This is a genomic window from Aliivibrio kagoshimensis, assembly GCF_050337105.1.
GTDB classification, from domain to species: domain Bacteria; phylum Pseudomonadota; class Gammaproteobacteria; order Enterobacterales; family Vibrionaceae; genus Aliivibrio_A; species Aliivibrio_A kagoshimensis.
Window position 1 is genome coordinate 23,806 of record NZ_JAKJSQ010000007.1, and the last position, 20,381, is coordinate 44,186.

The following is a 20,381-nucleotide window of genomic DNA, read 5'->3' on the forward strand; positions in this document are numbered from 1 at the left end:
GTAAACTTCCACCGTCTTCCTTTATCGTGCAGAGAACTATGCTAATACAAAATCAGGAGCTACAAAATCCGCTACAAGTTCGTTTAGAAAAGTTTGAGCCATGGCAGCAAATTACCTTTATGGCTTGCCTCTGTGAACGAATGTACCCTAATTATGCTCTATTTTGTGAAGAGACAGAATTTTCAGAGCACCAAACCTATCGCGTTATTCTAGATAGTATTTGGGAAATTCTCATTGTTAAAGGTGCAAAAATTAACTTTGAACGTCAACTAGAAAAGTTAGAAGCCTTGATCCCTACCGCTGATGACGAGTCAATCTACTTAACTTACCCAGCCATTGATGCTTGTTTTTCTCTGTCGACCATGTTGCATGGTTTATTGGACAGAGATGAATTACAAAGTGCTATGTTTGAGATAAGCCAAAAATCGGTTTCTACCGTTGTGCAGTTGATTGAAGCGCAAAGCGGTGAAGTGATCAATAACGATAACCAAAAAGAGAGCGAACCAGTTTGTGAAGAGTGGGACGTCCAATGGGCAATATTTCGTGCATTAAAAGAGTGTGAAGCACGAAATGTTGAACTGATAAAATCGTTACGAACAGAGATTAGAGACGACCTAGTCAGCAATATTGGTGTCGAGTTAAATTACTCCCGTTAATGTCAATTATGCATGTTAAATAGAGATGATTAGTTGACGGGATTTATATGATTATTTCTTTGCGAAGTCAGTGACATCAGTAGGTTTGGGCTATTTTCTATACGCGAATACCAAAGAAAACGAGGCGGTTTTGTGAACTACAGCCCAGATTGTGGTTAAAGAACCCTCGTTTGAGCCTAAGAACAGACACAAACCTTTGCCAGATGGGCTTATTATGGATTAGAGTGAGTCGACTTAAAAAAAACTAATAAGGGAAACCTAATGAACAAAACTCAGCTAATTGATGTTATCGCAGAAAAAGCAGACCTATCTAAAGCACAAGCTAAAGCAGCACTAGAAGCGACTATTGGAAGTGTTACTGATGCTCTTAAAGAGGGTGATCAGGTTCAGCTTATCGGTTTCGGTACGTTTAAAGTAAATCACCGTGCTGCTCGTCTAGGTCGTAACCCTAAGACTGGCGCTGAGATTCAAATTTCTGCAGCAAACGTTCCAGCATTTACCTCGGGTAAAGCACTGAAAGATGCAGTAAATTAATCTATAATCCGCCAAGTACTTTTATTTGGCGGATTTTTTTCATGAAACGACTTCTCACATTACTTCTTTGCTCATCCGTTCTCATCGGTTGCTCTTCAAATCCCCAACCAAACAATGTCATACGCTCTATCCATTATACTGGCGGTCAAGTTGAAAGTGACGTGACGAGCTTATATTGGTACAGCGAAAAACTGAATCAACCACTCACGGCTGCTGATTACGTTACGTTAGAAGACCACAGTTGGTATAAAACCAATTATCGTTGGAGTGATAGCGTGCTCAGAGAGATCGCTCGAGAGGGGCAGGCAAATAATCGCAAAGGGGTATTAGAGCCTTTCTCCGTACATATCCGTTATAACAGTGAAGGTGCGCCTGTCTATCAGCAATATCGCCAGAATGGAAAGGTGTTACCACTTACTTCCGATGTGCTTCTGCAATACTTAAAAGAGTCTCAACATATTATTCGAACCGTGAAAATCCAAGAGGAGAAGGAGATCGTTCTCTTTCAAGGTGTTTGGGATGGTGATCGGTTTTTAAGTTGTGATGGGAAAGAGTATGAAGAGCTTGAGTTCAATAAAGTGTTACCCAGTTTTGTTATCTCGCGCCTCTCTTCAGTCGAGAGCTTTATTGCTTTTCTTGGGCACAGCAAAGATAACGTATTGAGTATCTCGAACCTGCTGTTATTAGCGGATGAAAGTCATGGATGCATAGAACAACCTATTATGATCGAGCAATAAAAAAGGCACGGAAACCGCGCCTTTTATGATTATTTATAACTAGAAGGTAAGTTACCTACTTAGCTTCACGCTCAATGGCTCTGTATCCAATGTCATTGCGATGAAACATACCATTCCACTCAATGTTCGATGCTAGCTTATAAGCGCGCTGTTGAGCTTCTGAGACGCTATTTCCTAAGGCCGTTGCACAAAGTACTCGTCCACCATTGGTCACTACATCGCCCGCTTTCTCAGCCGTACCCGCATGGAACACTTTTTCACCTTCAACGTCTTCCGTTGATAGGCCTGAAATCACGTCACCTTTTTCGTAATCACCAGGGTAACCGCCAGCAGCAAGTACGATACCGACCGCAGCACGAGGATCCCAATGAGATTCCGCTTCATCAAGCTTTTCGTCAACAGCAGCAAGGCAGAGTTCGACTAAGTCTGACTGCATGCGCATCATGATAGGTTGGGTCTCTGGATCACCAAAGCGACAGTTATACTCGATCACCTTTGGTGTACCGTCGGCCATTACCATTAGACCAGCATATAAGAAGCCAGTGTAAGGGTAGCCCTCGGCATCCATACCGCGAACCGTTGGGTAGATAACCTCTTCCAACACACGCTGGTGGATTTCAGGTGTTACCACAGGGGCAGGGGAGTAAGCGCCCATACCGCCAGTGTTAGGTCCAGTATCTCTATCGCCGACACGTTTATGATCTTGGCTGGTTGCCATTGGAAGTACGCTACTGCCGTCAACCATCACGATGAAGCTCGCCTCTTCACCATCAAGAAACTCTTCAACGACGACACGACTGCCTGCATCACCAAAGGCATTGCCAGCCAGCATATCTTTAACCGCGTCTTCCGCTTCTTGTAGTGTCATCGCTACAATCACGCCTTTACCAGCAGCAAGCCCATCCGCTTTGATGACAATTGGTGCGCCTTTTTCACGAACATAAGCCAGAGCAGGCTCAATCTCTGTGAAGTTGGCGTAATCCGCCGTCGGGATCTCATGACGAGCTAAAAAGTCTTTTGTAAAGGCTTTTGAGCCCTCTAGTTGAGCAGCCTCTTTGGTTGGACCAAAGATCGGCAATCCCGCTTTACGAAACGCATCCACCACACCGATAACCAGTGGAGCTTCAGGACCAACTATGGTTAGCTCAATACTTTTTTCTTTTGCAAAAGCAACCAAAGCAGCTACATCTTCAACATCGATAGCGACGTTTTCTAATTTTGCTTCAAGTGCAGAGCCAGCATTGCCTGGTGCAACATAAACAGTCTCTACGTCAGGGTTCTGTGCCGCTTTCCATCCGAGAGCGTGTTCACGGCCACCACCACCAATGATTAATACATTCATTTTAATATCCTTATCTTAGTGACGGAAGTGACGCATGCCTGTGAAGATCATTGCCATGCCATGTTCATCAGCGGCAGCAATCACTTCGTCATCACGCATTGAACCGCCAGGCTGAATAACACACTTGATGCCTGCTTCAGCTGCCGCATCAATGCCATCACGGAATGGGAAGAATGCATCTGATGCCATAACACTACCTGGAACTTCTAGGTTCTCATCTGCAGCTTTAATGCCCGCAATTTTAGCAGAGTAGACACGGCTCATTTGGCCAGCGCCGACACCAATCGTCATGTCACCTTTGGCGTAAACAATGGCATTTGATTTCACGTATTTGGCGACTTTCCAGCAGAATAGAGCATCTTTCATCTCTTCACTGCTTGGTTGGCGTTTTGACACTACTTTAAGGTCAGACTCCGTCACCATGCCTTGGTCGCGGTCTTGAACTAACAAACCACCATTGACACGCTTAATATCAAACTCAGTGGTTTTTGATGACCACTGGCCACACTCAAGTAGACGAAGGTTCTTTTTCGCAGCCACAATTTCAGCCGCTTCTTTTGAAACCGATGGAGCAATGATCACTTCAACAAACTGACGCTCAGTAATTGCCGTTGCTGTTGCTGCATCTAATTCACGGTTAAACGCGATGATGCCACCAAACGCAGAGGTTGGGTCAGTTTGGTATGCGCGGTTATACGCTTCAAGAATGTCATCACCTAAAGCCACACCACATGGGTTAGCGTGTTTTACGATAACGCAAGCGGGTGCTTCAAACTCTTTCACACACTCAAGCGCTGAATCTGTGTCGGCGATGTTGTTGTAAGAGAGCGCTTTACCTTGACGTTGAGTCGCGGTAGCAACTGAGGCTTCTGCTGGGTTCTTCTCAACATAGAATGCCGCGTCTTGATGGCTGTTTTCGCCGTAACGCATATCCTGCTTTTTCTCAAACTGCTGATTGAAGGTGCGAGGGAATTTAGACGCTTCGTCACCCTCTTTGTTGTCACCGTAAGAAGGAACCATGGTGCCGAAGTAGTTGGCAATCATGCCGTCGTATGCCGCAGTGTGCTCAAACGCTGAGATAGCAAGATCAAAGCGTGTCTCTAAGGTTAGAGAGAGTTCGTTAGCATCGATTTCAGTAATGACACGACTGTAATCGTGCGCGTTAACCACAATCGCAACATCTTTATGGTTTTTAGCTGCTGAGCGAACCATGGTAGGGCCGCCGATATCAATATTCTCAACCGCATCAGCGAGCAAGCAGCCCTCTTTAGCTACGGTTTCTGCAAACGGGTAAAGGTTAACTACCACCATATCAATCGGTTTGATACCGTGCTCTTGCATAATGGCATCATCTTGTCCGCGACGTCCTAAGACACCACCATGAACTTTTGGGTGAAGGGTTTTTACGCGGCCATCCATCATTTCAGGGAAGCCAGTGTAGTCTGATACTTCAGTAACTTGAATGCCTTTTTCAGCTAACAAGCGAGCTGTACCACCAGTAGATAAGATATCGATGCCACGTTGCGTTAGCGCTTGGGCGAATTCGACAATACCAGTTTTATCAGAGACGCTAATCAGCGCGCGACGGATTGGACGAGGGTTATTCATTGCTACCATTTTCCTTTCATTCACGAGGTATATCTACCGGTCAATCATCGACTGCCGTAGACAATAGGATATTTACCAAAACAGAAATCAACTGCACGGCTTTGGTAAAGATCCTAAGATAACCACTCATAGTATCTAGATTGCTGTATGAATGTTAAGTCCTAGGTGTTAACGCGCAACATTCTAACCAAATAATGCTCAAAAAGCTCGCGCAATCGATTGCAATTTCAAAATTATTACGACATTTCGGCGGGAATAGGATTTAATTAGATGAGTTTAAAGGAGTCTTTATGTATTTAATTGGTGAGTTAGCAAAACGATGCGCGGTCAGCGCCGATACCCTGCGTTTTTATGAAAAAAATGGCTTATTGGTACCGGCTAGCCGAAGTGAAAGCGGGTATCGTCTATACAGTGAAAATAACCTGCAGCAGATCAACTTCATTATTCGCTCTAAGAACTTAGGGTTAAGCTTGGATGAGATTCGTGAGCTGCTTGAAATCCGGTTAGAAGCGAGTCAGCATAGTTGCGCCGAAGTGAAAACCATTACTCAAACCAAGCTGCAGTTGATTGATGAAAAGATCAGAGAGCTGACCGACATCAGAAATGCGCTCAAAAAGATTAATGACGCCTGCTGTGGTCATACCGATGATAGGGCGACGCACTGTTCAATATTAGAAGCGCTGCAGGCGAAAAAGTAGGTCAGCCCCCAAGTTGAGCAGTTATTAGTAATACTCGATGGCGATATGCTAAGAGAAGATATTCAAGTTAGATTGGGACTAAAAGATCGTAAGCCATTAAAAAAGCCGTGACTGAACATTCAGTCACGGCTTTAGAATTCATTGGTTAAAAAATGGCTTAGTTCATGCCATATTTTTTAAGTTTCTTGCGAAGAGTACCACGGTTAATACCCATCATAGTCGAGGCACGAGTTTGATTGCCGCGAGTGTACTGCATGATCATGTCTAGTAGTGGTTGTTCTACTTCTGCTAATACCAGCTCATATAAATCGTTAACATCTTGGCCGTTTAACTGGGCAAGGTAGCTTTTTACTGATGTTTTAACAGAGTCACGTAGTGGCTTCTGAGTAATTTGGTCTTGTGATGTAACCGTTGTTACTGTTAGTGCTTCTGAAGTCAAATTTTGTTCGAACATATTCTATCTAGCTCTTTATTCAATTATGCAACGTTGTCGAAATAGCTTTGTAATGCATCGAGTTGCTCTAGAGCGTTCTCAATGGCATTGAAGCTGCGGCGGAAGTTACCCGCTTGTTCGTGCTCTTTTAAGTACCAGCCTACGTGTTTACGCGCAATGCGGGGACCGAGAAATTCACCATAAAAAAGATGAAGTTCATGAACATGACCAAGTAAAATTGCTTTTACCTCTTCGCGAGGAAGAGCTGGCATCTTTTCACCCGTTTCTAAATAATGTTGGATCTCGTTAAAAATCCACGGCCTTCCTTGTGCCGGACGGCCAATCATCAAAGCGTCAGCACCTGTATAATCAAGTACCTTACGCGCCTTTTCCGGTGAGTCGATATCACCGTTAGCGATCACCGGAATGGAGATGGCTTGTTTTACTGCTCTGATGCTGTCGTATTCAGCTTCCCCTTTGTACATACAGGTTCTAGTGCGTCCATGGAGCGCTAGAGCTTGTATGCCACATTGTTCAGCCATTTTTGCTATCTGAACGCAATTCTTGTTGTCTGTATCCCAACCTGTGCGAGTTTTGAGTGTCACAGGGACATCCACTGCGTCTACCACTGCTTTTAGAATCTCTTCAACCAAATCTGGTCGCTGCAGTAGCGCTGAACCCGCTAGCTTTTTGTTTACTTTTTTTGCCGGACAACCCATGTTGATGTCGATGATTTGCGCACCGCCTTCAACACTAAATTGTGCCGCCTCAGCCATTAGCTTAGGATCTGCACCAGCGATTTGTACCGAGCGAATACCAGATTCACCTTTATGTACCATTCGATGTTGCGACTTTGATGTTTTCCAAAGTTTCGGATTTGAAGACATCATCTCGCTTACCGCCATGCCTGCGCCGTAACGAAGGCAAAGTTCGCGAAAAGGTCGATCAGTTACTCCAGCCATTGGAGCGACGATCAAATTGTTCTTTAATTGATAATTTCCGATTTGCAAAACATCTACACGATTGTTTCAGTAAGGGCGCGCATTTTACGCATTTTTTAAGCAACTGAAAAGACCAAAAATTGAGCATTTACAATTTGTTTTTGAAAATTGCCTAATTTTCAATCGATTGGCCGTTTTTTACGCGAAAATATTATTTGTTTTTTTGAACTGCTAGCACTTTTGGCCTGAAATTCGGCACCACTCTTGCTGCTCTGCGATTGGATCGAGCTGGAACTGATCGCTGTAGAAGCTGGCGACACTTTCAGCTTGAGTATCCAGTATTCCTGACATTGCTAATAAGCCAGAAGGTTTGACATGACCTTTGATGATGTCAGACAGTTCACGAAGTGGCGCCGCTAGGATATTGGCCACCACCACATCAGCGACTAATCCGTTGGGTTGGTCTTGTGGTAGGTAGAGCTCAATCTGATCAGCGACACCATTTCGTTCCGCATTATCTTTCGATGCCAATAGCGCTTGAGGATCAATATCAATACCAACGACTTTGGCCGCACCAAGCTTAAGGGCGGCAATGGCTAGAATGCCAGAACCACAACCAAAATCGATCACGGTTTTTCCTTTAAGGTCTAACGTCGCCAGCCACTCTAAACAGAGCGCAGTGGTCGCATGAGTTCCGGTACCAAATGCAAGGCCAGGATCGAGCATGACGTTAACGGCATCTGGATCAGGGATCGCTTTCCAACTTGGGCAGATCCACAACCTTTCACCGAACTGCATTGGGTGAAAGTTATCCATCCACTCACGTTCCCAATCCTTATCTTCAAGCTGCTCGATTTTATAGGCAAAATCGTCCTGTAGCAGTCCACTCCCTTTAATGATGGTAATCGCGAGGTCCATGTCCATCTCAGCATCATAGAGCGCCACAATATCGGTTTCGCCCCATAAGCGTGTCTCTCCCGGTAAAGGCTCAAAGATTGGTGCATCTTTTGCGTCTAAGAAGGTGACAGACAGGGCGCCGGACTCTTCCATGAGCATGTCGCTGATCGCTTCAGCATTGTCGGAAGTTGCATTGAGTTTTACTTGGATCCAAGGCATGGGAGGTTATCTCTATTGGTCAAAGGGATGTTGCAAGTGGGAGAAGTTTAGCAGAAATGCAAACGAATAAAAAAGGGCCACTTCAACAGCGACCCTTTTATTGAACGTTTGAGTTAGTGCTTACTGAATACCAAGCTTCTTCTCAAGGTAGTGGATATTTGCACCACCATGTTGGAAGTTTTCATCGTTCATGATCGCTTGTTGAAGAGGAACATTCACGTGAATACCATCAACAATCATTTCTGCAAGAGCATTTTTCATGCGGGCAATGGCCACATCACGGTTTTCACCGTACGTGATCAGTTTACCAATCATTGAGTCATAATGAGGTGGTACTGTGTAACCCGTATAAATGTGAGATTCCCAACGAACACCTAAACCACCTGGTGCATGGAAGCGTTCAATTTTACCCGGAGAAGGTAAGAATTTAACAGGATCTTCAGCATTAATACGGCACTCAATGGCGTGACCGCTCAATTTGATCTCATCTTGAGTAAATGAAAGAGGCTGACCCGCTGCGATGCGAAGCTGCTCTTTAATTAGATCGATGCCCGTTACCATTTCAGTAATCGTATGCTCAACCTGAATACGTGTATTCATCTCAATGAAGTAGAACTCACCGTTTTCGTATAGGAACTCAAAAGTACCTGCACCGCGGTAGTTAATTTCAACACACGCACGACAACAACGCTCACCGATGTATTTACGCATTTCAGCAGTAATACCTGGTGCTGGAGCCTCTTCCACTACTTTTTGGTGACGACGCTGCATAGAGCAGTCACGTTCACCAAGGTGGATAGCGTTGCCTTGACCGTCAGCTAAAATTTGCACTTCAATGTGGCGAGGGTTCTCAAGGAATTTCTCCATGTAAACCATTTCGTTATTGAAACATGCTTTCGCTTCAGCACGTGTCATGGCAATAGCTTCAACCAAGTCACCTTCTGAGCGAACCACACGCATACCACGACCACCGCCGCCACCAGAGGCTTTGATGATAACGGGGTAACCGATGCGCTTAGCAAAAGATTTATTTTTCTCTTCATCGTTATCCAGTGGACCATCAGAGCCAGGTACACATGGAACGCCTGCTTTTTTCATTGACTGAATAGCAGACACTTTGTCTCCCATAATGCGAATAGTTTCCGCTTTCGGGCCAACAAAGATGAAACCTGAACGCTCAACCTGCTCTGCAAAGTCAGCATTTTCAGAAAGGAAACCGTAACCTGGGTGAATAGCAACAGCACCGGTAATCTCAGCAGCACTGATGATACGCGGGATGTTTAAGTAGCTGTCGATACCTTTAGCAGGACCGATACAAATAGTCTCATCAGCCAGCTTGACGTGTTTTAAATCACGGTCAGCGGTTGAGTGAACAGCGACAGTTTTAATACCAAGCTCTTTACATGCACGCAGAATACGAAGTGCAATTTCACCTCGGTTTGCGATGACTAATTTATCTAACATAGAAGCCTCTATTACTCGATAATTACAAGAGCTTGATCAAATTCGATTGGTTGGCCATCTTCAGCAAGAATAGCAGTAACAACACCCGCTTTATCTGCTTCAATTTGGTTCATCATTTTCATCGCTTCTACGATACATAGTGTATCGCCAACATTGACAGATTGGCCAACTTTTACAAATGGTTTTGCTTCTGGGCTTGGTGCGCCGTAGAAAGTACCAACCATTGGAGAAAGCACTTGGTGACCAGTGGCTGCTGGAGCCGCTTCTTCAGCAACAGGCGCTGCAACGGCAGCAGGTGCAGCGATAGGGGCAACTTGAGCAACTTGAGCGATTGGTGCTGCGATTGCAGACGCACGACTGATTCGTACTGACTCTTCACCTTCAGAGATTTCAAGTTCAGTAATGCCAGACTCTTCAACTAGCTCGATCAGTTTTTTGATTTTACGAATATCCATGATTCATTCTCTATAATTAGTTTGTTCAGTTAGCTATCTGAACGCAAACGGCGTACCGCAGCATTCAGGGCGAATTCGTATCCGTCTGGACCTAATCCACAGATCACACCTTGTGCTTTATCAGAAAGGTAAGAGTGATGGCGGAAAGGTTCTCTTGCGTGCACATTCGATAGGTGCACTTCAATAAACGGAATATTGACACCAAGCAGTGCATCGCGAAGCGCGACGCTGGTGTGGGTAAAAGCTGCAGGATTGATAATAATGTAATCAACGTTACCGTGAGCGGAATGAATCGCTTCAATCAGTTCATACTCACGATTAGACTGGAGGTGCTCAAGAGTGACGTCCAGATCTCCGGCTTGCTTGGTCAGGTTAGAGACTAATTGCTCCAACGTTTGACTGCCGTAATGACCAGGTTCTCTTAACCCTAAAAGATTAAGGTTTGGTCCATTGAGTAGTAAAATTGTTAACTTAGTCGACATCTTGACGCTATCTACCTAYTGTCTAGTTTTAAACCCAAATTTGAGTTCGTTATCAATTCTGGATGCTAATGTATCAGATAATATTGCCAAAAATCAACTTTTAGCAGAATTTGAATGCAAATAGCGACAAAGTACTGGTCTAATCAGCGAACTTGTTGAGGCGAAATTTAAAGAAATCGAGTTTTTACTGAACAAGAGAACAGTGTTCGGCTCATATTTATTCGGTTTGTTTGCTTTTTAAGCACTAATAGTAGATCAAAATAGATAAACGTGGAGAAACAATTACTCTGCTCATGGATTCTGAAAGTGGAAGAGGGTGAAAGTTCAGATAAAATCGCGGAAAAGGGGCATTTGTCAGAAAATAAAATGAAAAAACGCCGCTCAACAGTGAGCAGCGCTTATTTAGACGTTTGGGCAACTATTTCACTGTTCGTTGCTCAGCAATCAGTTTATCAACCACACTCGGATCCGCTAGGGTGGAAGTATCACCTAGATTGGTGGTGTCACCAGTGGCAATTTTACGCAAAATACGGCGCATAATTTTACCTGAACGTGTTTTCGGTAGTGAGTCTGTCCAATGTAAGAAGTCTGGGGTTGCTATTGGACCGATCTCTTTACGTACCCACTCTTTTACCTCTTTATGCAATTCAGCACTCGGAATTTCACCTGAGTTTAAGGTGATATAGGCATAAATGGCTTGTCCTTTAATATCATGAGGAACGCCAACAATGGCAGCTTCAGCAATTTTACTAAAAGCAACTAATGCCGACTCAACTTCTGCGGTCCCTAAACGGTGACCAGACACATTAAGCACATCATCGACACGACCTGTGATCCAGTAGTAACCGTCGTCGTCACGACGCGCACCATCACTGGTAAAATACATGCCTTGGAACGTTGAGAAGTAGGTCTGTTCAAAGCGTTCATGATCACCATAAATAGTACGCATCTGGCCTGGCCATGAGTCGGTAATGACGAGGTTACCATCAGCAGCCCCTTCAATAATATTGCCCATGTTATCAACCAGAGCAGGTTGCACACCAAAAAATGGACGTGTCGCAGAACCTGGTTTTAAATCGGTAGCGCCAGGAAGTGGGGAGATCAATATCCCACCCGTTTCGGTCTGCCACCAAGTATCAACAATAGGGCAGCGCTCATCACCAATGGTTTTGTGGTACCACTCCCACGCCTCTGGGTTAATAGGCTCACCCACTGATCCCATGATTCTTAAACTGCTGCGTGAAGTGCCATCAACAGCTTCGGTTCCTTTAGCCATCAATGCACGAATCGCTGTTGGCGCAGTATATAGAATATTGACATTGTGCTTATCGACAACTTCACTCATGCGACTGGTGGCTGGGTAGTTTGGAACGCCTTCAAACATAATGGTTTTGGCGCCATTAGAGAGAGGACCATAAATCAAGTATGTATGGCCAGTGATCCAGCCTACATCGGCGGTACACCAGAAAACTTCATCTTGCTGGTAATCGAACACGTATTTAAACGTCATGGTGGCGTAAACCAAGTAACCACCGGTCGTGTGCAGCACGCCTTTCGGTTTGCCTGTTGAACCAGAAGTATAAAGAATGAAAAGAGGATCTTCCGCGTTCATCTCTTCAGGTTCACAGTTAGCTGAAGCGACAGCAGTAGCTTCATGCCACCAAACATCACGTTCGCTAAACCACTCTACATCGCCGCCAGTGCGTTTGTAGACCAGCACTTTTTCAATGGTTTTGACGTTAGGATTAGCCAGTGCTTCGTCCACGTTCTTTTTAAGAGGAACAGATCGACCACCACGAACCCCTTCGTCAGCAGTAATCACGACTTTTGCATCAGAATCAATAATACGACCAGAAAGGGCTTCTGGAGAGAAGCCGCCAAAGACCACAGTATGTACCGCGCCAATTCGAGTACAGGCTAGCATCGCCACTGCCGCTTCAGCGACCATTGGCATGTAGATACAAACGACATCACCTTTACGTACACCTTGGCTTTTCAGTGCATTTGAGAATTTACACACCTGCTCGTGCAGTTGATTAAAGGTCAGTGTGGCATCATCGTTCGGGTCATCACCTTCCCAAATGATGGCCACTTCATCACCGCGAGTGGCTAAATGACGGTCAATACAGTTCGCAGACACATTCAGAGTGCCATCTTCAAACCATTTAATATCGACATGTCCGGTATCGAATGAGGTGTTTTTTACTTTGGTAAACGGTTTGATCCAATCAACAATCTGTCCATGTTCGCGCCAAAAACCTTCAGGATTAATGACCGACTGTTGGTACATTTCTCGATACTTAGCATCATCGGCATGGGCATTTTGAGCTATCTGCTGCTTTACCGGGTAAACGTGAACTTCACTCATTCTGTTGCTCCTTGTGAATTGGTCGTTGGCCAATATGGATTGGCTCTAGTTTAATAACACCACTCTCTGTTAGTGGGGGATATTCGACAATTAGACTTTAGGATGAGATGTGCGTTTTTTCGCCTAAAGGAGCCGAGTTACTATGGATTTTGCGATCTTTATCATTAATCAGATTACTATTTTTTATTGATGTGGTTAACGTTAGGGAAACTGCCGTGAGTTAAGCGTACGTAGATAAGAGCGGCAGCAATGGCATCTTCTAGCGCATCGTGACGTTGAGGAAGAGGGAGATCGAGATGACGACTGATGGCCTCTATGCTCAAATCAAAGTAGCCATTAGGAAGCAATCGCTCTAGCTTTTGATGATAGATTTGGCTGACTTCAATCAGTGCATTAGGCAGAGGGAATCCTAAGTGTTTTTGGCAGCATCTATCTAGAATCTCTTTGTCATAGCGGATGTGGTAACCCACCAGTGGCCGGTTACCAATAAACTCAAGCAACTGCTCAATGGCCTCTTTTTCAGAGCAGCCAGAGATAAGATCTTGGTGCCTTATTCTGTGTATAGTGACCGATTGAGAGTCTAAACTTTGTGGTGCTCGCAGTGAGATATGAAAAGATTGGCTAGTAATAATGCGATTATGCTGGATCTTTGTCGCAGCAATCGTCACTAACTCGGCGCGTTTAGGATCTAAGCTGGTGGTTTCACAATCGAGTGACACCAGTTCATCGCTAGTGGGTTTATCAAAAAGGTGCGCATAAGCGAGGTTGGTTTGTTGACACTTCCACCGCCACCAATGCCGTCTGATGAAATTCATACGTTAGTCTCTAATTTGGTAGTGGTAACCGAGCCACTCTTTGAATTTTTTTACCACATGCAGGCTATGACGAAGCAGATCTCGCTCTGTGCGTTCAAGTCGTTCAACATTGATTAGATCATCGCTAGGCGTTTCTGAATGCTCTGACTGTACCGATATCTGTTGTGCGAGGCGCAATTTGATGAAGAGCTTTAGGGCTTCCGATAAATTTTCAGCGGTGGAGTGCTCGAGCACTTTCTGTTGGGTTAACTGATCTAAGCGGGCGAAGGTATTGGTCTCAGGGATATTATATTCTAAAGAGAGTGCTCGTATTCCGTGAACAATGGGGAAGATGCCTCCCTGTTTAATGTTTAGACCCTCTTTATTTTTCTTGAGGGATCCAAACAGAGTCAGTGGCACATTAAATTGCAGAGCGGGGCGAGTAAAGTGGCTAAGAAGCAGCTCTTGATCACTGAGCTGTTCGTGAATATGTTGCTTCAAAGGAGCCAGAAGTTCCTTATTCCCCGCTACGGCATGAGCATCGGTCAATATGGCCAGTTTGAGCATATTCTCTGGAGTATTAAAGGCGCATAAGTTTGAGATCTCTTGCTGCCACTGAGATTGAGTGTGTACCCATCGCGGGTTGTTGACCATTACTTTACCTGGACAGAGTGGATAGCCGAGCTGTTGCAGAGTATTGGTGAATGCATTCATTGCCTCGGTGAACATCTCGGGCTGCAGCTCATCATTAATGATCAACGCGTTGTCTTGGTCCGTTTTTAATATTTGCTCACCGCGTCCTTCTGAACCCAGCACAAAGAGACAGCAAAGTTGTTGTAGAGAGTCAGGCACCACTAACTGAAAGGCTTTCTCTATAATCTGTTCGTTCACTGAGGCAATTAACTGCATCATAAACCGAGTTTTGATGCCGTTGTTGATGAGGGTTTCAACCAGATGAGTTTGACTGTTTGCTGCCATGGCGAGCTCTTCCACACTGCTGGCTCTGGCAATTCGTAGAGTGAGTACGTGAGAGTGGGTTGAGAATAGGCTCAAAATTTGAGTCATGTCTATCATGCCGACGTCACTGTTCTCTCCGCAAACCAGAACTCTTTTAATTTTATGTCGAGTCATGAGGATCATCGCGTTAAACAGAAAGTCCCCTTTATACACATGATGCACCGGGTAGCGAGTAATGGGGCCAACGGGGCTGCTTTGGTGTTGGGAGTCTAACATCACAGCATGAAGGAGGTCGGTTCGGGTCACAATACCAAAGAGCTGTTCGGACGGAGTGTGTTTTAGTCGAGAGTCATACTGATTGAGTTTGACCAGAACCGCATCGACAGCCTGCTCTTTCATCTTGGCGGTGACGTTGGCTAAAGAGGTATCCCCTTGAACAATAACAGCCGGTAACACATTGTCATTACTGACTTTGGTCAACATAAACTCGGCTAAGTTTTGCTGTTGATGGGCCTGCTTAATCAGCTGCTGACGTCGCGCTAAGTTGTTATCAAAGTAATCTGAAAACGGTTTGTTTTGCTGATAGAAGGATTGAAAAATGTCAGTTGGTAACAGGTAACATAAAGTATCTTCTAGCGCCTGATAGCTGTGTTTACTCTTCTTTTCAAACTGAGAGCGAATATCAAAAATATCATCGTTGGCGTAATGAGCATAAATTTCACTCTTGTCTTCAGCTGCTTCTTCAACCCCCCCTTTTATAATGATGTAGAGGTACTTACAGGGCGTGTTGGGGGTGAGAATAAACTCATGTTGTCTATAGTAACCCACATCCAGTGAGGCTTTGAGTTTGTCTTGTTGCTGAGGCGTTAATCGATTAAAAGGGGCAACGGATAGATCAAATTTATCTGGCATGAGTGGGCCTCATCAACAAGCGAGTTAACTCTGCACAGTGTGAGGTAAATACTGCAAGAGATGAAGACGACTTTAGTCTAGGGTTATGATTTTTCATTAAGGGGTTTGACGAAATAAGAGGATGAAAAGTTTCATCTTTGTTTCCCTTTTTATCTGTCACTCATGCGGGCATAATGTGCCCAATTCCACTCCTATTTTTCCGTATATTGGAGATTCTGATGTTTCGCTGCTCCCCTTTTGGTTGGATCTCTCAATACTTTATTGGCTTTTTCTTTGCCTATGGTGTCTATCTTCCGTTTTGGGCCCTATGGTTTGAAGATCAAGGCGTCAGTGCATCCGATATCGGTATTCTTCTTGGGTTAGGGTTCGCCACTCGCTGCATTTCAAACTTGCTGTTTACGCCAAGAGTGCACAAGGCTGAACAGTTATTGCCGGCACTTCGTTGGCTGACACTTTCATCATTAATTGCTTGTGGTCTCTATCTATTTACGGGTGGTAACTTCTGGCTAATGGCGGGGGCGACGGTTCTATTTAATCTCTCGTGTGGGCCAGCGGTTCCGCTCTCTGATGCTCTCGCTAACTATTACGCCAAATTGAAACTGCTCGATTATGGAAAAACTCGGTTATGGGGGTCGATAAGTTTTATCGCTGGCTCAACGATTGTTGGGTATTTGGTCGCGGGATATGGCACCAGTATGATTGTCTATACGGCGATAGCTGGTATTGCTATGTCGATGATATTTGTAATGAGAAATCCAACCATCATGCCGGTGACTCAACAGAGTGAGCATCATGAGAGACCTAAGTTAATTGAACTGCTCAAAAACAGTTCAGTGATTCGTTTTTTGGTATTGGTTGGGTTGATTCAGGGAAGCCACGCTGCGTTTTACAGTTTTAGCTCTATCTACTGGAAAGAGGCGGGTTATCAAGAGAGCACCATTGGGTATTTATGGAGTTTGGGTGTGGTCGCAGAAGTGGCCATATTCGCGTTTAGTCAGCGACTATTTGGCAGCATTAATACCGCCACTCTCTTTAAGATTGCAGCATTAGGCGTTGTGATTCGTTGGGGATTAACCGCCTCTACCACTGAGCTTCTTGGGTTGGTTGTGGTTCAGTTGCTGCACAGTATTACCTTTGCAACCGCACACATTGCCGCGATCAAATACATTCAAAAATCACCGGACAATAAGATGGTGGCCATGCAAGCGTTATATAACGCACTCCCATTAGGGGCATTTATCGCCTTAATGACCGCATTGAGTGGTTGGGCGTATGAAGCATGGGGTGGGCAAGTGTTCTGGTTAATGGCATTAATGGGGATTCCTGCACTCTTTATTAAGCTGGAGAAGGTTAAATAATTGTTATGCGTTGAGTGAGAAATAGGTACAATCAATTGACTGCGTATAAGGGATTGATTTATGACACAAGGTTGGATTGTTGTACCGGTTTCATTGGCTTATCTTGGGCTGCTTTTCTTAATCGCGTGGTATGGAGATAGGCAGACACAGTGGATGGCTCGTTGGCGTCCCTGGATTTACAGTCTCTCTATTGCGGTCTACTGCACCTCTTGGACCTTTTATGGCACGGTCGGTCAAGCCAGTAATAACCCTTGGTCCTTTCTCCCTATCTATCTTGCTCCTATTCTTGTTTTTGTCTTCGGTTGGCGTTTTCTCGCTCGTTTAATCTTAATTGCGAAACGCGAGCATATCACCTCTATTGCCGATTTTATCGCGGCTCGATATGGAAAATCTCAAGGGTTAGCGGTCGCGATCACCTTTATCGCTGTGGTCGGTATTCTACCTTACATTGCGCTTCAGCTACGTGGTATCACGATGGGACTGGATCTTATCGCCCCTAATTTATCGTCAGACTTTGGTTACGGTGACGGACAGATTTCTTGGTTTGTGACCGCAGGGCTAGCAATATTTACCATTCTGTTTGGTACGCGTAATATCGACAATACTGAGCACCATCGTGGTGTGATGATGGCGGTGGCTTTTGAATCTCTGGTTAAATTGGCCGCTTTTTTGCTGGTGGGCTGTTTTATTCTCTACTGGGCAATGAATGATAACTCAATTGATCTGTTGGAAGTGGCTGTTCAAACCTATAAGTCACCGAACATTCCGACCTTGGTCATCCATACTGTACTGACTATTGCGGCAATCATCTGTCTCCCAAGGCAGTTTCATACTATCGTGGTTGAAAATGAAAAGCCGAGAGATCTGCATACTGCGCGTTGGGTCTTTCCTGGTTATTTGATCTTAATGGGACTGTTTGTTCTGCCTATTGCATGGGCTGGACAGGCGCTATTTACTGGAACCCCGGCCGATGCCTATGTGATTAGTGCGCCTCTGTCGGTTGGTGCAGACAATATTGCGCTTATCGCTTTCTTAGGCGGTACGTCAGCCGCAAGTGGCATGGTGATTGTGGCCACCATAGCACTGGCGATTATGGTCTCTAATGATCTGGTATTACCGCTGTTACTGCGCCGAGTGAAAATCTCTAGTGGCAACTATTCACAGTTTTCAGGCCTACTGCTTAATATTCGCCGAGGCTTGATTCTGTTGCTCCTTGCTGCTGCATGGGGCGTGTACCAAGGGCTAGATGAAATTAGTTCCCTGTCGGTGATCGGTCTGCTCTCTTTTGCCGCGATAGCTCAATTCTCTCCGTCGCTCGTTGGGGGACTTTATTGGCGACATGGTAATAAAAAAGGGGTATACAGTGGCCTGCTAGTCGGCTTCATTATGTGGTTGATCACTTTGATGAGTCAAACCGGCATCTTAGCTGGGGATGCTGACAGTAACCTTCTACTATGGATTGTTACCCCCCCAGATTGGTTAGCAGCGATGCATTTAGAGATGTCTGATTGGGGCATGATGCTTAGCTTGACCCTAAATGCACTCTGTTATGTCACGGTATCAATGTTATCACGCTCCACTCTGAGTGAACGACTGCAAGCCGCCTCTTTTATTGGCACTCCACTGCCTGAAAGTGAAGATGTGAGTCTTTATCAAAGCCGTGTGACCGTGGTTGAGTTAGAGATGTTGGCATCGCGATTTGTGGGAAGAAAGCGAGTTCGCCAAGCGTTTATTCAGTTCTCCCATCAACATAATTTACGTCTGGATCCTCAGCAACAAGCCAACGCAGCGTTGATCCGCCATACCGAGAGGGTATTAGCGGGAGTCTTTGGGGCGTCATCATCTCGGTTGGTGCTGACCTCAGCGTTGCAAGGGCGAAACATGCAGCTAGAAGAGGTTGCAACGATTGTTGATGAGGCCTCGGAGCTGTTTGACTTTAGTCGTGGGTTACTGCAAGGCGCGATTGAGCATATTAGCCATGGTATTGCGGTAGTGGATAAACAACTGCGCCTAGTGGCATGGAATCAACGTTATCTTGAACTGTTTAGTTTTCCTGCTGGATTAATACAGGTGGGTCGTCCGATAGCGGATGTGATCAGACATAACGCCGTGAATGGCCTATGTGGACCAGGTGATCCTGAGATGCACGTTAAACGAAGGGTAGATCACTTAGAGCGTGGAACGGCCCATATATCATCCAGAACACGTGCGGATGGCCGAGTGATTGAGGTACAAGGCAATCCGATGCCTGCTGGTGGTTTTGTCATGAGTTTTACCGATATCACCGTATTTAGAGAGGCGGAAAAAGCCCTTAAAGAGGCCAATGAAAACTTAGAAGGGCGAGTGCTAGAGCGAACCCAAGAGTTGGAATCGCTTAATCAAAGACTAGTGAGTGCGACCTACAGTGCAGAGCATGCCTCTCAATCTAAAACGCGTTTCCTCGCCGCGGTGAGTCATGACTTGATGCAACCGCTTAATGCGGCTCGACTGTTTGCGTCGTCACTGTCTGAAGTCTCTAAAGATGAAGAGACCACCAAAATGTCTGGTCACATAGAGTTAGCGCTTGAAGCTGCAGAGGATTTGATTGGTGATCTGCTGGATATCTCGCGATTAGAGTCAGGAAAAATTGAGTTTGCGGCGCATGATTTCTCTCTCAATGAGGTGCTGGATACACTCTCGGCTGAATTTGGTGTGTTAGCGCAAAGCCAAGGCATCGATTTTAAAGTGGTGCATACGGATTTGGTGATCCACTCGGATGCAAAACTGTTACGACGTGCACTGCAAAACTTTTTAACCAATGCGTTTCGTTATAACCCTAAAGGTAAAGTGCTGCTTGGCGCTCGTCGTGTTGGAGAGCAGGTTAGAATAGAGGTGTGGGATAACGGTGTCGGCATCGCCCCTGATAAACAAGAGTTTATATTTGAAGAGTTCACACGTGCAGAGCAGAGCCACGCTGATCAAGGATTAGGACTTGGCTTAGCGATCGCCCGTGGTATTGCCAGAACATTAGGTCATCACATTGGTTTGCGCTCTTGGGTCGGAGAGGGCACCGTATTCTCTATTTCAGTGGCTAAAGGGGTATTGCCTAAAGAGATGGCGAGCATGTTAACCACCTCTCAGCAGCCAGTATTACCAATGCAAGGTGTTAACGTGTTATGTGTGGATAATGAACCGGAAATATTACTGGGAATGGAGACCCTCCTAAAACGTTGGGGCTGTGAAGTGAAAACCGCCGAAGATCTGCTGCAAAGCATGAGGGCGTTAGAGGATAACTGGCACCCTGATGTGATTTTCAGTGATTATCACCTGGCTAATGGACAGACAGGATTGCAAGTATTGCAACAGTGTCGCTTACGACTTGGTGATAACTTTAAAGGGGTGGTGATCAGTGCAGATAGAACCGATGAAGTGCTTAGCGGTATTAAAGGGAATGGATTTGGATATATTTCAAAACCAGTTAAACCGCTTAAGTTAAGAGCAGTATTAAATCAATTGGTGGATGCATAAACGAAAAAAGGTCAGCATA

General features: G+C 45.1%; 17 protein-coding genes. 6 read left to right on the forward strand and 11 right to left on the reverse strand.

Annotated elements, in window-relative coordinates; all coding sequences use genetic code 11:
• The first annotated feature begins 38 nt into the window (after window positions 1-38).
• From L4C32_RS04185 to L4C32_RS04195, 3 genes are all read left to right on the forward strand, one after another.
• Window positions 39-656, forward strand: coding sequence for a YjaG family protein (locus tag L4C32_RS04185; RefSeq protein WP_428195602.1), 618 nt, complete (start codon window positions 39-41; stop codon window positions 654-656).
• A 261-nt stretch (window positions 657-917) separates the two neighbouring features.
• The gene (gene hupA, locus L4C32_RS04190; RefSeq protein WP_428195603.1) at window positions 918-1,190 is read left to right on the forward strand and encodes a nucleoid-associated protein HU-alpha; all 273 of its coding nucleotides are present in this window, start codon (window positions 918-920) and stop codon (window positions 1,188-1,190) included.
• A gap of 41 nt (window positions 1,191-1,231) precedes the next feature.
• Complete coding sequence (locus L4C32_RS04195) at window positions 1,232-1,927, forward strand: DUF1481 domain-containing protein (protein ID WP_428195604.1); 696 nt, start codon at window positions 1,232-1,234, stop codon at window positions 1,925-1,927.
• Between the two features lie 55 nt (window positions 1,928-1,982).
• On the opposite strand, the gene purD is transcribed toward L4C32_RS04195, so the two are convergent.
• Both purD and purH read right to left on the reverse strand, forming a co-directional pair.
• Window positions 1,983-3,269, reverse strand: a complete 1,287-nt coding sequence (gene purD, locus L4C32_RS04200; RefSeq protein ID WP_428195605.1) for a phosphoribosylamine--glycine ligase — start codon at window positions 3,267-3,269, stop codon at window positions 1,983-1,985.
• Between the two features lie 15 nt (window positions 3,270-3,284).
• A complete protein-coding gene (gene purH / locus L4C32_RS04205; protein ID WP_428195606.1) occupies window positions 3,285-4,877 on the reverse strand; it encodes a bifunctional phosphoribosylaminoimidazolecarboxamide formyltransferase/IMP cyclohydrolase in 1,593 nt (530 codons plus the stop codon).
• Window positions 4,878-5,167: 290 nt separating this feature from the next.
• Between purH and zntR the strand changes: the two genes are divergently transcribed.
• On the forward strand, window positions 5,168-5,575 hold the full coding sequence (gene zntR / locus L4C32_RS04210) for a Zn(2+)-responsive transcriptional regulator (RefSeq protein WP_428195607.1): 408 nt from the start codon (window positions 5,168-5,170) through the stop codon (window positions 5,573-5,575).
• A 157-nt stretch (window positions 5,576-5,732) separates the two neighbouring features.
• On the opposite strand, the gene fis is transcribed toward zntR, so the two are convergent.
• The 9 genes from fis to L4C32_RS04255 form a co-directional block, all read right to left on the reverse strand.
• On the reverse strand, window positions 5,733-6,029 hold the full coding sequence (gene fis / locus L4C32_RS04215; RefSeq protein ID WP_428195608.1) for a DNA-binding transcriptional regulator Fis: 297 nt from the start codon (window positions 6,027-6,029) through the stop codon (window positions 5,733-5,735).
• 23 nt (window positions 6,030-6,052) lie between these two features.
• On the reverse strand, window positions 6,053-7,018 hold the full coding sequence (dusB, locus tag L4C32_RS04220; RefSeq protein WP_428195609.1) for a tRNA dihydrouridine synthase DusB: 966 nt from the start codon (window positions 7,016-7,018) through the stop codon (window positions 6,053-6,055).
• A gap of 162 nt (window positions 7,019-7,180) precedes the next feature.
• A complete protein-coding gene (gene prmA / locus L4C32_RS04225; protein ID WP_428195610.1) occupies window positions 7,181-8,065 on the reverse strand; it encodes a 50S ribosomal protein L11 methyltransferase in 885 nt (294 codons plus the stop codon).
• Window positions 8,066-8,185: 120 nt separating this feature from the next.
• Entirely contained in the window at window positions 8,186-9,529 is a 1,344-nt protein-coding gene (gene accC / locus L4C32_RS04230; RefSeq protein ID WP_428195611.1) for an acetyl-CoA carboxylase biotin carboxylase subunit, read from the reverse strand.
• 11 nt (window positions 9,530-9,540) lie between these two features.
• Window positions 9,541-9,984, reverse strand: a complete 444-nt coding sequence (accB, locus tag L4C32_RS04235) for an acetyl-CoA carboxylase biotin carboxyl carrier protein (RefSeq protein ID WP_428195612.1) — start codon at window positions 9,982-9,984, stop codon at window positions 9,541-9,543.
• Window positions 9,985-10,013: 29 nt separating this feature from the next.
• Window positions 10,014-10,466: a type II 3-dehydroquinate dehydratase gene (gene aroQ / locus L4C32_RS04240; protein WP_428195613.1), complete on the reverse strand. Its 453-nt coding sequence runs from the start codon at window positions 10,464-10,466 to the stop codon at window positions 10,014-10,016.
• A 418-nt stretch (window positions 10,467-10,884) separates the two neighbouring features.
• On the reverse strand, window positions 10,885-12,834 hold the full coding sequence (gene acs / locus L4C32_RS04245; RefSeq protein WP_428195614.1) for an acetate--CoA ligase: 1,950 nt from the start codon (window positions 12,832-12,834) through the stop codon (window positions 10,885-10,887).
• 176 nt (window positions 12,835-13,010) lie between these two features.
• Window positions 13,011-13,649, reverse strand: a complete 639-nt coding sequence (locus L4C32_RS04250) for a 3'-5' exonuclease (protein WP_428195615.1) — start codon at window positions 13,647-13,649, stop codon at window positions 13,011-13,013.
• Window positions 13,650-13,652: 3 nt separating this feature from the next.
• Window positions 13,653-15,497 (reverse strand): DUF294 nucleotidyltransferase-like domain-containing protein, encoded by a 1,845-nt coding sequence (locus L4C32_RS04255; protein ID WP_428195616.1) that lies wholly within the window; start codon window positions 15,495-15,497, stop codon window positions 13,653-13,655.
• Between the two features lie 218 nt (window positions 15,498-15,715).
• On the opposite strand from L4C32_RS04255, the gene L4C32_RS04260 reads away from it, so the two are divergent.
• Together L4C32_RS04260 and L4C32_RS04265 are read left to right on the forward strand one after the other, a co-directional pair.
• Window positions 15,716-16,855, forward strand: coding sequence for a 3-phenylpropionate MFS transporter (locus L4C32_RS04260; RefSeq protein ID WP_428195617.1), 1,140 nt, complete (start codon window positions 15,716-15,718; stop codon window positions 16,853-16,855).
• Window positions 16,856-16,915: 60 nt separating this feature from the next.
• Entirely contained in the window at window positions 16,916-20,362 is a 3,447-nt protein-coding gene (locus tag L4C32_RS04265) for a PAS domain-containing hybrid sensor histidine kinase/response regulator (RefSeq protein ID WP_428195618.1), read from the forward strand.
• Window positions 20,363-20,381: the final 19 nt, after the last annotated feature.